The following is a 14,751-nucleotide window of genomic DNA, read 5'->3' as shown; positions in this document are numbered from 1 at the left end:
CATCAAATTTTTGACCTAAAATATTACCTTTAAAATCTGTATAAATTTCCATCATATTATTTGTTCTGAATTTATAACCATTAATTCTTTTATCCACTTCTACAATAGCTGCATTTGGTTGCGCTGCTTGCACTTTTGCAACAACTTCTTTTGGGATAAATCCTGTTGGAATGCCTTTGTATTTACCATCAACTTCTTTCCAGTCTCCATTAATGATAAAATCAATTTCTGTTCCATCAACCAAATTTACTTCGTAAGAATCCACGTCTTGTTTTACATAACCTACATTTACTCCTTTAAAATGAGTGTTTAAAAACTCTTGAGCCTTTTGAGGTAAAGCACTTGGACTAACAATCATATCTGCAAACATAGAACTTGCACAAACCAAACTAGCCAACATTAATTTCATTTTCATTTTTTCTCCTTTAACTAAAAGTTGAAAGAATGATATTATTTGCTTGTGAAATTTGTGTGAATTTTAATTTTTAAAGCCAACTATCTTATTTTTATCAAATGAAGATTCTATTTCTTTTTCTATGGTGTGTAAAAAATCACTCATTTTAAAAACACCATCTTTAGAAATAGCCGCTTTTAAAGCCGTATTTTTAACCACCATTACAATTTGAGCTCCACTTAATTCATATGAGGCTAATTTTTTTAAATCAAAACTACCTTCAAATTTAGCATTTTTAGGCAAAGCTTTTTGCCATATCATTAAGCGTTGTTCATAATTTGGCTTTTTAAATTCAATTTTATACTCAAATCTTCTTGAAAAAGCCACATCTAAGCTTTCTAAAAAGTTAGTTGTTGCTATGATAACTCCACTAAAGCGCTCGATTTGTTCCAAAAAAATATTTTGCATTTGATTATGCATTTTATCAGCACCGCCACTGCTTTCTACTCTAGTACTTAAAAACTGATCCGCCTCATTTAAAAGTAAAATAGGGCTTTGCTTACTTGTTTGACAAAGCTCTTTATAAGTATCAAAAATCTTTCTTACATTTTGTTCACTCTCGCCCACATATTTACTTAAAATTTTCGAGCAATCAAAACTCAAAATGGATTTTTTCATAGCTTTTGCCATACTTAGCGCACTCATAGTCTTACCCGTACCAGCAGGGCCATAGAAAATTATCTTAGCTTCTATATTTTTATTAGTTTTTATACCCCATTTATTTAATCTTTCTAAAACCTTTTTATCTTGTTGTTTTAATATGCTTTCTAATAAATCTTTAGTACTTTGGGGCATAATAACATCATCTATATTGATATTTGGCTCGATTAACTCAAAAATATCTTGCTCTTTAACCAAATTTTGAAGTTTAATTTTTTTATTTTTCTTTGGTTCTTTAAAATTAATAATTCTTTGTAAAATATCATCACTTAAATAAAAAATCTTAGCTATATCACCCAAAGAATTAACAAATTCATCATATTCTAAAAGATTTGAACTAAGTAGCTTAGAATCTTCTTCCAATAAAGCTTTGTTTTCTTGTTTTTGAGCCTCATCCTCGCTAATTAAATGAAGCAAAAAATTAAAATCTCTACTATAAGAATTTTCAGTATTTAGCAAATACTCTTCTTTTAACAAACTAATAAATATCAAGCATTCTTTATCATTTAAAGCATATTCTTTAAAAATCTCTGCTAAAACATTAGAAATTTTACTTTTCTTTAAACGCTCTTTAATGTATGCTTCAAATATAGCTATATCTTTTTTAATATTCTTGCTTTGAGAACTTTTAGCAAAAAAACGCAATCTTTGATAAAGCTCGATTTTAAAAAATTCATCTTTTAAATATGCAATATGATCTTCATAAATTTGATCTTGCATATAATCTTGTATGGTTTTATTTTCTAAGACTTGCAAGAAAACTTCACTTAAACTTAACTCACATTGTAGCAAATTTAAAAGCAAGCTTGAGTTTTTACTTGCTTTAAAATCAGAAAAAATTTGAACAATAAAACCTTTTTCTATAAGATTTTTAAGATCTTTTAAATGATCTAAATACTCATACTCATCATTTTTAAAAACTTCGCTAAGAAGATTATAAGCATTAATACTTGCATTTGCCTGCAAATAATTTTTGCATAAATGCTTTAAAATTAAAATTTCATCTTCACCGCATTGTAAGTTTTTATAAATATTGCTTTTAAAAGTATCATTAAGAAAAAGTTTTAAATCTTTCATATTTTCCTTTATATTGACTTTATGCTAAATTTGATTTTGGATTTTTTATCATTAAAACTCATATTTTTATCACAAACCTCATAAAAAATATCATAATTTTTACTTACAATCTTTTGAGTAAAACCACAAGAAGTAGTTTGTTTATTTTTTCCATAAAAAATAGGTTTTTTATAGATTAGATCTTGCAAAAAATCATCATAATATTCATTATTAAAAAATCTTTTATTAAAAAAAGTTTTTGCATAGCATATGCCATTAACACAAATTTTATCGCTAATTTTTAATTCAAGTAAGGCTTTAGAAGCACTATAAAGCTCTAAACTTGTAAAATTTTTTCCCTCATATAAAAAACCATAATCAGCAAATTTAAACTCTGGGGTTTTTAAAATAACATAAGTACTTTGTGCTTGTGTTTTGCTTTTTAAAGCACAAGAGCTTAAAAAAACACACACAAAACACAAAAAAACTATTTGAAGTAAAGTTTTCATTTAAGGTTTTTAAAACTAAGATTAAGTTCTAAATTGAGTTCTTTTACTATTTTCATCACGCTTTGTAAATCATCAATTTGCTTACCAACTACGCGAATTTCATTACCTCTAATGCTTGAAGTTACCTTTAGCTTGCTATCTTTTATAGCTTTATTAATCTTCTTAGCACTATCAGTATCAATAGCGTCATTAACTTTTAAATTTAGTCTAAAATTTGCTCCACTTTCCCTGCTTAACTCTTTAATACCATTAGGGTTTATCCCTCTTTTAATAAGCTTTGAAATAACAATATCTTTTAGCACTTCAAGCTTTGCTTCGCTAGAGCAAATAAGTTTATAAACACTTTCTTTTTCATTTAACTCTATTTCACTTTTAATACCTTTTAAATCATATCTGCTATCAAGCTCTTTTTTAGCTTGCTCTAAAGCATTTTTTAACTCTTGCTTATCAATTTCCCCACTAATATCAAAACTATGTTCACTTGCCATTTTCTATAAACTCCTTAAGATTATTAAATACAATTTGGACTAAATTTTGTATAGATTCTTCACTTGCCCATGCAACATGTGGAGTGATGATTAAATTTTCTTTATTTTTTATACCAAGTAAAGGATGATTTTTAATCATAGGTTCTATTTCAAGCACATCAAGCCCTACTTTGATGTTTTTCTCATTCATAACTTGAGCTAAATCTGCTTCGTTGATGATTCCACCGCGTCCTACATTAATCAAAATAGCATCATCTTTTAAAAGCATTAGTTCTTTTTTACTTAATAAATTTTTTGTCTTATCATTTAAAGGTGCGTGGATGCTAATTACATCACAAGTTTTTAAAAGCTCTTCAAGGCTTACTTTTTCATATTCATCATTATTATTAGTCCCTGAGGTAGAATAATAACAAATTTTAGAACCAAACATTTGAGAAACCTTAGCCACTTCTTTACCTATAGCTCCAAGTCCTATAATGCCATGTTTTTTACCAGTTAAAGTATGCAAAGTCTTGCTAAAATCACAAAACATTTCACTCTCACACCATTTACCCTCTTTGCTCCATTTATCATAATATGGAATTTGATTTAAAAAAGCAAAAAGCAAGGCAAAGGTATGGCTTAAAACACTTTTTGTAGAATAACTAGCTACATTTTTTACCACTATACCTTTAGAATTTGCATAAGCCACATCTATATTATTTACCCCTGTACCAAGTTGTAAAATAAGTTTTAGATTAGTGTTGTCTATCACTTTTTTGTCAATGATGATTTTATTTATCATCACAACTTGTGCATTAGCTATTCTTGCAATAACCTCATCTTTAGAAGTTAAATCATAACTTACAAACTCGCCAAAACTTTCAAAAGCCGTTAAATCCGCTCCACCTAAGGTAGCAGCATCTAAACACACTATTTTCATTAATCTTTTACTATATGTCCTACAAATTTAGAATAATTATCAAGTACTAATCCACCTTTTCTAAAACCTAACCCACAACCCTCATAAGCAAAGAAAACTCCTGCTTGATAATAATCATTTTCATTTTTGTTAAACTCAGCAAATTCTTGATATACAAAGCGATTATTTTGATAATCTCCCTTTGTTTCAAAACTTACATCTCCATTAGCTTCTATAATAGAAACATTGGCTCCTTCTCTACCAAAAACAGGTTTTTTAACACATTTTTTACCCACTAAAGGTTGATCACTTGTTTCAAGCAATAAAGGATGATTTGGGTAAAGCTCCCATAAAATTTTCATTATACCTTTACTTTGAAAAAGTAAAGTATAAGCAGGATTTAAAATGATTGCTTTTTGATTTTGCATGATTTGAGTTAAAAGCATAGCAAGCTCACCCTCTTCTATGGCTATACTCTCCCAAGGAATGAGTTTGAAAAAATACTCAAAATTTACATCATTTTTAAAAATACCTTCAGGCGAAAATTCAACCTCATCTATGTAAGAAAATTCACTCTCAAAACCTGCTTCACTAGCAATATGTGCTAAAAGTTTGGTTGTAATCATATCCTCATCACTTCCTGCAATTGAAGAAAATAATATCTTCCAACCTTCATAATATTTTTCAAACTCACTTACATCTTCTTCTAAAGTGATAAGTCTTTTAAAATTATCTTTTAAGGCTTCATATATATTATTAAATTGCGAGCTTTCATCTAGGTTGTTTTGCTTTAAAATAGCCCATTGTAAAATAGCACTTTCAAATAAAGATGTTGGAGTATCAGCATTAAATTCTATTAGTTTTATAGGCTTACCATCAAGCCCACCTGCTAAGTCAAACCTACCATATAAATGCCAATGCACATCATTTTCCCAACTCATCTTAATCGCATCAACCAAATTAAAAGGAATTCCAAGCTCATCAAAACGATCATTATCAATCACTTCTTGCGCAGCAGCTACAAACATATCATAAAGCTCATTCACTGCTTCATAATATGCATTTGCTTCATTTTCCCTCACGCAAACTAAGTTAGAATCTAAATAATCACTTCCATCATTATCTGTATGCCATGAAAAGCCAATTTGATCTAAATATGATTTTTCTAAAGGATTTACTTTTAAAAAATTCATTTTTTACCCTTAAGATCCAAAAGAGTTAGAAGAACTTGAGGTAGCCTTAGAGCCACCACCAAAAAAGCCTGATTTTTTCGCACTTGAGCTTGAAGTAGCACTTGTACTTGCTTTATTAAAGCTATTTACACTTCTTTGATAAGCACTTTGATTTGAAAATGCTCCTCTTTGTTGATTTGCAAAATTTTGATTATTAAAAAGCTTTGAACCTATCCAACTACCAAGTATAGCACCAGCTGCACTTGCAAGCAATGTTTCGCCTAAAGAAAGTCCTCCGCTACTCATTTGAGCGTTATTTGGATTTGTTAAATTTGAGGTACCATTGTCTATTTTAGCAGCTTCTTCTTGGATTAATTTATCCATTTCTTCTTTACTTAAAACTCTTTCAGTTCCATCAAGTTGTTTTAAAACCACCCTAGTTTCATCACTTGGAAATTGATCTTTGATTTTGTATTGATTTGGAGCGGTTTCTTCAATGATAACAAAAGCACCTTGAGTATTTGCTGCTTGGCTTAATGCATTATTAGAATCATTTGTATTGTTGCTACACGCACTTAAAGCACCGCCACTTATAGCAGCAATACCGCTTATCATACTAAGCTTAAGTATAGTTTTTATATGTTTCATAATCTTTCCTAAATTTATAAGTTTAACTTAATAAGATTTTAACAAAAAAAGTATTAATAAAAATTAATTGCTTTAATTTATCATAATCATTAAATTACTACTTAAAATAAATACAGCAAAAGCAAAAAATATAAAAGCACTTAAATAATCAATAAGTTTTAAATTCTTTTGATAAATTCTTACCATGAAAGGTTTTGAAAATAATAAAGAAATCAAAGAAAAGTAAATTATGGTTTCTAAGATCAAAACAAACACTAATACTATCAACATCCATCGCATTTGAGCAAAATCAAAACTTGCAAAAACACTAGCAAAATAAAAAATAACTTTTGGATTTGATAAATTTGTTATAATGCCACTTAAAAATGCAGATATATGAGTTTTTTGAACTTTTATATTACCTATTTTTGTATTTTTATAAATCCCATAAGCTAAATACAAAAGATAGCAAGCTCCAAAACTTGATAAAACGATTTGCAAAAATGGAAATTGATGAAAAATCACACTCAAACCGAGTATAGAAAGTATAATCCACATACTCATGGCCAAACTCACACCCAAACTTGCTTTTAAAGCACTTTTAATACCTTCTCTTAAAGCACAAGAACTTACTAAGAAAAAATCAGGTCCTGGCAAAATAAGTCCAAAAAAATGAATGATTAAAATCCAAAGAAACATAAAAAATAATCGAAGAAAAGCCGAAAATTCGGCTTTTTGGTATTAGAGTCTTGACTCGTAGCGTCTAAGCATATAAAGTCTTTTAAGCATTTTTTTGCGTGCTGAAATTTTTTGTTTTTTGCGAATTTCAGTCATAGGCTCAAAAAATCTTCTTGCGCGAACTTCAGTAACAACTAGATTTCTATCTACTTGTTTTTTGAATTTTCTATACGCTTCATCAAAAGACTCGTTAGGATGTACCTTGATTCCTGGCACGACCCTCACCACCTTTCGTTAAAAATTTGAAAGTTTTAATTATACCATAATTTTACTTGAAAATAAAATTTATTTTTGTAATAATTACATAAATAAAAATTAAATACAAATTCTTAATTAAGACAAAGTTTGGTTTAATTTTTCTAGTATTACAATTAAAAAAATATTCTACAAGGAAATCAAAATGAGTGCCTGTGTCACTAATTATACTAAGAAAAGATATATAGCTTATATCGTTTCCATGGTTATTTTCATTGCTTTGCCTTTTATCAAAATCAATGGAAATCATTTCTTTTTATTGAGTTTTGATCATAAAAAACTTAATTTATTTTTTATAGCTTTTGATACCCAAGAGCTTTATTTAATGCCATTTCTTATTGTGGGTATGTTTTTAACCATACTTTTTGTTACTACCTTAGCAGGAAGAATTTGGTGTGCATGGAGTTGTCCTCAAACCATTGCTAGGGTTATTTATAGAGATTTATTGCAAACAAAAATATTTAAAATACACAAAAGCACAGCAAACAAACAAAAACAAGTAGATGGATTTTTTATCAAAAAAGCTTTAAGCATTGTGATTTTTTATCTTTTTTCTCTATTAATGATGAGTGCTTTTTTATGGTATTTTGTACCACCTGAAGATTTTTTTGTATATATTCAAAATCCTGCTGATCATTTATTGCTTTTGGGAATTTTATTTTGCGCTTCTTTGGCCTTTACTTTTGATATAGTGTATTTGGGCGAAAAATTTTGTGTTTATGTATGCCCTTATGCAAGAATTCAATCTGTAATGTTTGACAATAATACCGTTCAAGTCATTTATGATGATAAAAGAGGCGGAGTGATTTATGATGGGCATACTAAACTTTATCAAAAACCACCACAAGGTGAATGCATAGGATGTGAAGCCTGTGTAAAAATTTGCCCTACACATATAGATATACGCCAAGGAATGCAACTTGAGTGTATTAATTGTCTTGAATGTGCCGATGCTTGCTCGAAAATTCAAGCTAAATTTGACCGCCCTAGTTTGATTAATTGGACTAGTGCAAAAGCTATTGAAACAAGAGAGAAGGTAAAATATTTCAGATTTAGAACTATCGGATATTTAGTAGTTTTATGTGGTGTTTTTGCAGCCTTAGTTTTAATGGGAAGCAAAAAAGAAAATATGCTTTTAAATATTAATCGCTCTAGCGAGCTTTATCAAATTAGAAAAGCACATGATGGAGAACTAATTATTAGCAATGCTTATGTATTTTTATTCCAAAACACTGATAATAAAGTTCATGAGTATTATTTTGATGTGAAATTACAGGGCATTGATGATGGCTTAGAAATCATTAGACCAAAAAAACCTTTTAAATTAAAAGCCGGAGAAAAAGATAAACAAATAGTTGTACTAAAAGCTACTAAAAAACTAGCTGATAACGATAGAAAAGACACAGTGATACCTTTAACTATTCAAGCATATGCGCTTGATGATAAAAATATCATAATCACAAGAGAAAGTAATTTTGTCTATCCTAAAAACTCAATTATAGAGCACAAAAAACACCAATGATAAAAAAACTTTCTTCAAAATCTCAAGCAAGGCTTGAAAAAATCAAACAAATTGCTGCGGAGTCGTTTTTAGAAAACGGCTACGAAGCAACTAATCTTAAAGATATTATCAAGCAAGCTGGTGGTTCATTTTCTTGTGTATATGAGCATTTTAAAAGTAAAGAAGGTTTATTTGAAGCGGTTTTAAATGATTTTGCAGAAAATCATTTTCTAGCTATTTTGAAAAAAAATATGCAACTTTCACCCAATGCTAATTTAGAAGAATTTTTATATCAATTTGCTAAAGCTTATTTGGGAATTTTTAATGATGCTAAAACCATAGCTATAGTAAGGCTTTTATATTCTGAAATTTATAATGAAAAATTTGATTTTGGGAAGTGGTTTAAAGGAAGCAATAGAAAAGAAGTAGAATATGTTCTTCAAAAAAGATTTGAAGAAGAAAATAATGAAAATTTAGCCAAAAATGCTGAATTTTTAAGCTATACATTTTGTGCTATGCTTAGGGGAACCTTTTTTATACAAAGTACTTTTGAAAATAAGGTTTTAATGAGTAAAAAAGAGCAACAAAATCATGCAAAAAAAGTTGTTAAGCTTTTTACTCAAGGAATTGTTAATTTTAATTAACCAAAGATTGATAGAATAACAATCATACAATTTTGTAATATAAATTACTTTTTTAGCTAAATAAATAATTTAAGGAAACCAATGAAAACAAAACTTTTAACTCTAGCTTGTGCCTCGCTTATATTTGTAGCATGCTCAGATGATAAAAATGCACAAGTTAAACAACTCCCTCCTCAACCTGTAAGTATTATGACTATGCAAAGTGCTAATTTACCTTTAGAATTTACCTATCCTGCAAGATTAAGCACTGAATTAGATGTGGTGATCAAGCCTAAAGTAAGCGGTGAAATCAAAGCAAAATATTTCAAAAGTGGCCAAGCTGTTAAAAAAGGCGATAAGCTTTTTCTTATAGAGCCTGATAAATACCAAGCAACTGTAAATATGGCTTATGGAGATGCTTTAGTCGCAAGAGCAAATTTTGATGATGCTGAAAAAAATTTCAAAAGAGATCAAATTCTAATAGAAAAAAATGCTATTTCACAAAAAGAATTTGATGCAAGTTTGGCTAAATTTAATTCTACCAAGGCTAATTTAGAAAGTGCTAGAGCAAAGCTTGCTAATGCAAGATTAGACTTAAAATACACCGTGGTAAGCGCTCCATTTGATGGGGTTTTAGGAGATGCGCTAATGGATGTGGGTGATTATGTAAATGCTTCATCAACTGAGCTTGTACGCATTACAAACATTAATCCAATCTTTGCAGACTTTTATATTTCTGATGTAGATAAAATCAATATGAATAAAAATATTCAAAGTGGCAACTGGCAATTAGAAAATATCCAAGTGCAAGCTAATGTTGGCGGTGAGCTTTTCAATGGAAAATTGTATTTTATAGATAGTGTTATAGACACTCGTAGTGGCGGAGTAAAAGCAAAGGCTATTTTTGATAATAATAACTCAAGCTTAATGCCTGGTTCTTTTGCAAATGTTCATGTTGGTGGTTTTGTTCAAAAAGATGGTTTTGAAATTCCTCAAGCTGCACTTTTACAAGATGATAGCGCTACTTATGTTTATACCTTAGTAGATGGAAAAGTAGTTAAAACTATTGTTAATGTTATCTATCAAACTTCTGATAAAGCAATCATCGACAAGGGCTTAAAAAATGGCGATAAAGTGATTTTAAATAACTTCAAAAAAATCCGACCTGGTGCAAGCGTTAGCGTAATGGAGAATAAATAATGTTTTCTAAATTTTTTATAGAAAGACCTGTATTTGCTTCTGTTGTAGCTATTATCATTTCTTTAGCAGGGATTATAGGGCTTTATTCTTTACCTGTGGAGCAGTACCCTTCTCTAACTCCACCCGTTGTAAAAGTAAGTGCAAATTACTCAGGCGCTGATGCTCAAACAGTGGCTCAAACAGTGGCTATTCCTCTTGAAGACGCAATCAATGGGGTTGAAAATATGATTTATATGGATTCAACTTCAAGCTCTTCAGGCGATATGAGCTTAAGTGTGTATTTTAACATAGGTACAGATCCTGACCAAGCAACAGTTGATGTTAATAATAGAATTTCAGCTGCTATGGCAAAACTACCTGAAGATGTTAAAAAAACCGGTGTTAGTGTAAGAAAAACTGGTTCAAGCATTTTAGAGGTTGCCACTTTGTATTCTCCTGATGGTTCTATGGATTCACTTGAAGTATATAACTATGCTGCATTAAATATCTTAGATGATCTTGCTAGGGTTCCTGGTGTGGGTAATGCTGTGGCTATTGGCTCAAGAAATTATTCTATGAGAATTTGGCTTAATCCTGATTTATTAAATAAATACCAAGTTACTGCAACTGATGTTATCGCTGCAGTTAGTGAGCAAAATGCTCAATATGCTACTGGTAAGATAGGTCAAGAGCCTGTGGTAGAAAGATCTCCTTATGTGTATTCAGTAACTATGCAAGGAAGGTTAAAAAATACCAAAGAATTTGAAGATATTATCATAAGGGCCAATAGTGATGGTTCTTTTTTAAGACTTAAAGATGTGGCTGAAGTTTCTTTGGGCTCAAGAGAATATACATTCAATGGTAGATTAAATGGAAATGACGCTACTCCTATTTTGATTTTCTTACAAACTGGAGCAAATGCAGTAAGTACAGCTGAATTAGTACAGAAAAAATTTGAAGAACTTTCTAAAAGTTTTCCTGAGGGCTTAGCCTATAAAGTGCCTTATGATACAACTATATTTATTAAAGCTTCTATTAAAGAAGTGGTAAAAACTTTTTTTGAAGCACTTATTTTAGTTGTGATTGTAATGTATTTATTCTTAAAAAATTTCCGCTCAACTATCATACCTATGATTGCTGTGCCTGTTTCTATTTTAGGAACTTTTGCAGGATTATATGTCTTAGGCTTTAGTATTAACTTACTTACACTTTTTGCTTTAGTTTTGGCCATTGGTATTGTTGTTGATGATGCGATTATTGTGGTTGAAAATATCGATAGAATCATGCATGAAGATCCAAATATAAGCATAAAAGAAGCAGCTATTAAAGCCATGGATGAAGTTGCTGCACCTGTTGTATCTATCGTTCTTGTACTTTGTGCAGTATTTATACCTGTTTCATTTATATCTGGCTTTGTGGGAGAAATTCAAAAACAATTTGCTATAACTCTGGCAATTTCAGTTACAATTTCAGGTTTTGTGGCTTTAACTCTAACTCCTTCTTTGTGTGCGATTTTTTTGAAAAGAAACGAGGGTGAACCATTTTATTTTGTGAAAAAATTTAATGATATTTTTGATTGGTCTACTGAAGTTTTTGGAGCCGGTGTAGCTTATATACTTAAAAGAACTGTACGTTTTGTTATAATATTTTTTCTTTTAATAGGTGGTTTATATGGATTATTTAAATTAGTACCAAACTCACTTGTTCCAGCTGAAGATCAAGGAAATTTTTTAACTATTGTTAATCTACCTGCAGCATCTTCTCTTAATAGAACTACTCAATCCATGGATGCTATGGCAGAAGAACTACGCAAAAATGAAAACATAACAAATATTGTAGGTCTTATAGGTTATGATCTTTTCACAGGCTCTTTAAAAGAAAATGCCGGTGCAATGTTTGTGAATTTAAAAGATTGGAACGATAGAGATGCTAGTAGTTTTGATTTAACAGGAATGTATAACAAACAATACTTTTTAAATCCAAATTTCCAAACTTTCTTTGTTAATCCACCGCCAATCCAAGGCTTAAGTTTAACTGGTGGTTTTGAAATGTATGCACAAAATCGTGGTGGTAAAAGCTATGATGAAATTCAAGCGGATGTAAATAAATTAGTTGAAGCAGCAAACAAACGTCCTGAACTTAACAACGTAAGAACAACGCTTGATACTAATTTCCCGCAATTAAAATTAGAAATTGATCGTGATAAAGTAAAACTTTATGGTTTAAATTTAGCTGATGTATTTAGCACACTAAATGCTACTATAGGGACTTATTATGTAAATGATTTTTCTATGCTTGGGAAAAATTATCGTGTAAATATCAGCGCTATTGGAGATTTTAGAAATACACAAAATGCTTTAAAAAACATCTTTGTTAGAGCAAAAGATGGTTCTATGATAGCCTTAGATAGCGTTTTAACACTTCATAGAGGGGTTGGGCCTGATGATGTAAAACGCTTTAATATGTTCCCATCAGCACTAGTACAAGGTGATCCTGCTCCTGGTTATACTTCAGGACAAGCAATCGATGCTATTGCGCAAGTTGCTAAAGAAACTTTGGGAGAAGATTATTCTATTGCTTGGGCAGGTTCAGCTTATCAAGAAGTTACAAGTAGTGGTGCAGGTCAAGTAGCTTTTGTACTAGGACTTTTATTTGTATTTTTAATCCTAGCGGCTCAGTATGAAAGATGGCTCATGCCTTTAGCAGTAATCACTGCTGTACCTTTTGCGGTATTTGGCTCTTTACTTCTTGTATGGCTTAGAGGTTTAGAAAATGATATATATTTTCAAACAGGGCTTTTACTTTTAATAGGTCTTTCAGCTAAAAATGCTATTTTGATTGTTGAGTTTGCTATGGAAGAACACCTTAAAAAAGGAAAGAGTATTTTTGATGCTTCTATTAGCGCAGCAAAATTAAGATTTAGACCTATTGTAATGACTTCATTAGCATTTATTTGTGGTATTTTACCTTTATACTTTGCTTATGGAGCAGGAAGTGCAAGCCGTCATGCAATAGGCACAGGTGTCATAGGGGGTATGATAGCAGCTTCTACTATAGCCATTTTCTTTGTACCTTTATTTTTCTATTTACTAGAAAGTTTTAATAAATGGCTTGATAAAAAAAGAGGTAAAATCAATGCGTAAGTTAATAATTTTTGCAAGTTGTTTTTTAATAACAGCTTGTAGTTTAAAACCAAATTTAGAAATCAAAGATGTAAATTACACTAAAAGTTTAGATCAAAACATTAGCATTAATAAACAATGGTGGAAAGCTTTTGATGATAATTATTTAAACACCTTAGTCGATCAAGCTTTAAAAAACAATAACGACTTGCAAATTGCATATATGAATTTACAAAAAGCTTATGAAACTTTAGGTATAGCAAGAAGTAATTTGCTTCCTAAGCTTGATGGAAGTGCTAGTGGAGCAAGAGGAAAAACTAGCATTAATGCTCCAAGCAACAAAAGCAATGAATTTGTCTATGGTAATGATTTTAACATGGGTTTAAATTTAAGCTATGAAGTAGATTTATGGGGCAAATACAGAGATACTTATGGTGCTTCAAAAGCAAAATTGCAAGCTAGTGAATTTGACTATGAAAGTGCGAGATTAAGCTTAATTTCTAATGTAGTAAAAACTTATTTTAACTTAGCAAGCTTAAGCGAGCAGGTAAAAATTTTAGAAGAAACAACCCAAAGTTATCAAAAAACTTATGAATTAAAATTAGAGCATTTTAAACTTGGAGTAATTAGTGAGTATGAGCTTAACAAATTTAAAGCTGAGCTTGAAAATTCAAGAGTTTTACTCACAAATGCTAAAATTCAAAAAGAAGCTAATACTAAAGCTTTAAAAATCTTAACTTCGAATGATATTGATGATATACTTTATAATAGCATAGAGTATAAAAAAATAGGACAATACGAGCTTAGCATACCTGAGGGCATTGGCAGTGAAATTTTACTTCAAAGACCTGATGTGCAAGCTAGTTTAAAAACTTTAGAAGAAAAAAACTATCTTGTTGGAGTAGCTAGAACTGCATTTTTACCAAACCTTTCTTTAACAGGACTTTTGGGCTTTCAAAGTAATGATTTAGATCTTTTAGTCAAACATGGAAGTAATACTTGGAATGTAGCTGGAAATTTTGCAATGCCGATTTTTCATTGGGGTGAGATTATGAATAATGTTAATATTGCAAAACTTACCAAAGATGAAGCATTTTTACAATATGAAAATACCTTAAAAACAGCCTTTGGGGAAATAAGACTTGCTTTATTTAACCGCCAAAGCTATTATGAAAATGAGCAAAATTATAAAAATTTATTTCTAGCCCAAAGTAAAATTTATGAAATTTCCACCTTAAGATATGAAAATGGTGTGATTAACTTGGCTGATTTTTTACAAGATCAAAGAAATTACCTAAATGCTAAACTTTCTTACACTAACTCATCTTATGAGCTTGCAAATTCCATTGTAGATGTTATGAAAGCTTTTGGTGGAGGATTTAACGCTAAAGAAGAATCAAAAGAAAACATCAAAGCTATGGAAGAAAACTTAAAGGAAAACTTTTATAACAACTAAGTCTTTAAGG

General features: G+C 30.1%; 14 protein-coding genes. 5 read left to right on the top strand and 9 right to left on the bottom strand.

Going from position 1 to position 14,751, the window contains the following annotated elements; all coding sequences use genetic code 11:
- From CAMP5121_RS06900 to rpsU, 9 genes are all read right to left on the bottom strand, one after another.
- The coding region (locus CAMP5121_RS06900; RefSeq protein ID WP_263663656.1) for a PepSY-like domain-containing protein at positions 1-415 on the bottom strand (415 nt) is incomplete at its 3' end.
- Positions 416-478: 63 nt separating this feature from the next.
- On the bottom strand, positions 479-2,191 hold the full coding sequence (locus CAMP5121_RS06895; RefSeq protein WP_337215182.1) for an ATP-binding protein: 1,713 nt from the start codon (positions 2,189-2,191) through the stop codon (positions 479-481).
- 8 nt (positions 2,192-2,199) lie between these two features.
- Positions 2,200-2,679 carry a hypothetical protein gene (locus CAMP5121_RS06890; protein ID WP_337205836.1) on the bottom strand — a complete coding sequence of 160 codons (480 nt, stop codon included), beginning with the start codon at positions 2,677-2,679 and terminating at the stop codon, positions 2,200-2,202.
- Entirely contained in the window at positions 2,676-3,167 is a 492-nt protein-coding gene (locus tag CAMP5121_RS06885) for a YajQ family cyclic di-GMP-binding protein (RefSeq protein WP_039619471.1), read from the bottom strand. The genes CAMP5121_RS06890 and CAMP5121_RS06885 overlap by 4 nt, the downstream gene beginning before the upstream one ends.
- On the bottom strand, positions 3,157-4,089 hold the full coding sequence (locus CAMP5121_RS06880; protein ID WP_337215181.1) for a D-2-hydroxyacid dehydrogenase: 933 nt from the start codon (positions 4,087-4,089) through the stop codon (positions 3,157-3,159). The genes CAMP5121_RS06885 and CAMP5121_RS06880 overlap by 11 nt, the downstream gene beginning before the upstream one ends.
- On the bottom strand, positions 4,089-5,261 hold the full coding sequence (locus tag CAMP5121_RS06875; RefSeq protein WP_337215180.1) for a glutathionylspermidine synthase family protein: 1,173 nt from the start codon (positions 5,259-5,261) through the stop codon (positions 4,089-4,091). The genes CAMP5121_RS06880 and CAMP5121_RS06875 overlap by 1 nt, the downstream gene beginning before the upstream one ends.
- Before the next feature lie 9 nt (positions 5,262-5,270).
- A complete protein-coding gene (locus CAMP5121_RS06870; protein WP_263702378.1) occupies positions 5,271-5,888 on the bottom strand; it encodes a UPF0323 family lipoprotein in 618 nt (205 codons plus the stop codon).
- A 72-nt stretch (positions 5,889-5,960) separates the two neighbouring features.
- Positions 5,961-6,566: a LysE family transporter gene (locus tag CAMP5121_RS06865; protein WP_337215179.1), complete on the bottom strand. Its 606-nt coding sequence runs from the start codon at positions 6,564-6,566 to the stop codon at positions 5,961-5,963.
- 42 nt (positions 6,567-6,608) lie between these two features.
- Positions 6,609-6,821, bottom strand: a complete 213-nt coding sequence (gene rpsU, locus CAMP5121_RS06860) for a 30S ribosomal protein S21 (RefSeq protein WP_002780697.1) — start codon at positions 6,819-6,821, stop codon at positions 6,609-6,611.
- Positions 6,822-7,005: 184 nt separating this feature from the next.
- On the opposite strand from rpsU, the gene ccoG reads away from it, so the two are divergent.
- From ccoG to CAMP5121_RS06835, 5 genes are all read left to right on the top strand, one after another.
- Positions 7,006-8,382 carry a cytochrome c oxidase accessory protein CcoG gene (ccoG, locus tag CAMP5121_RS06855; RefSeq protein WP_337215178.1) on the top strand — a complete coding sequence of 459 codons (1,377 nt, stop codon included), beginning with the start codon at positions 7,006-7,008 and terminating at the stop codon, positions 8,380-8,382.
- Positions 8,379-9,005: a TetR/AcrR family transcriptional regulator gene (locus tag CAMP5121_RS06850; protein WP_263682807.1), complete on the top strand. Its 627-nt coding sequence runs from the start codon at positions 8,379-8,381 to the stop codon at positions 9,003-9,005. The genes ccoG and CAMP5121_RS06850 overlap by 4 nt, the downstream gene beginning before the upstream one ends.
- A gap of 81 nt (positions 9,006-9,086) precedes the next feature.
- Positions 9,087-10,184 carry an efflux RND transporter periplasmic adaptor subunit gene (locus CAMP5121_RS06845; RefSeq protein WP_337215177.1) on the top strand — a complete coding sequence of 366 codons (1,098 nt, stop codon included), beginning with the start codon at positions 9,087-9,089 and terminating at the stop codon, positions 10,182-10,184.
- Positions 10,184-13,306 (top strand): efflux RND transporter permease subunit, encoded by a 3,123-nt coding sequence (locus CAMP5121_RS06840; RefSeq protein ID WP_337215176.1) that lies wholly within the window; start codon positions 10,184-10,186, stop codon positions 13,304-13,306. Before CAMP5121_RS06845 ends, CAMP5121_RS06840 begins: the two co-directional genes overlap by 1 nt.
- A complete protein-coding gene (locus CAMP5121_RS06835) occupies positions 13,299-14,741 on the top strand; it encodes an efflux transporter outer membrane subunit (RefSeq protein ID WP_263724978.1) in 1,443 nt (480 codons plus the stop codon). The genes CAMP5121_RS06840 and CAMP5121_RS06835 overlap by 8 nt, the downstream gene beginning before the upstream one ends.
- The last annotated feature ends 10 nt before the right edge of the window (positions 14,742-14,751 follow it).

The organism is Campylobacter sp. 2352 PW (assembly GCF_024723575.1).
Classification (GTDB): Bacteria; Campylobacterota; Campylobacteria; order Campylobacterales; family Campylobacteraceae; genus Campylobacter_D.
This window is presented reverse-complemented; position numbering and strand designations above follow the sequence as displayed.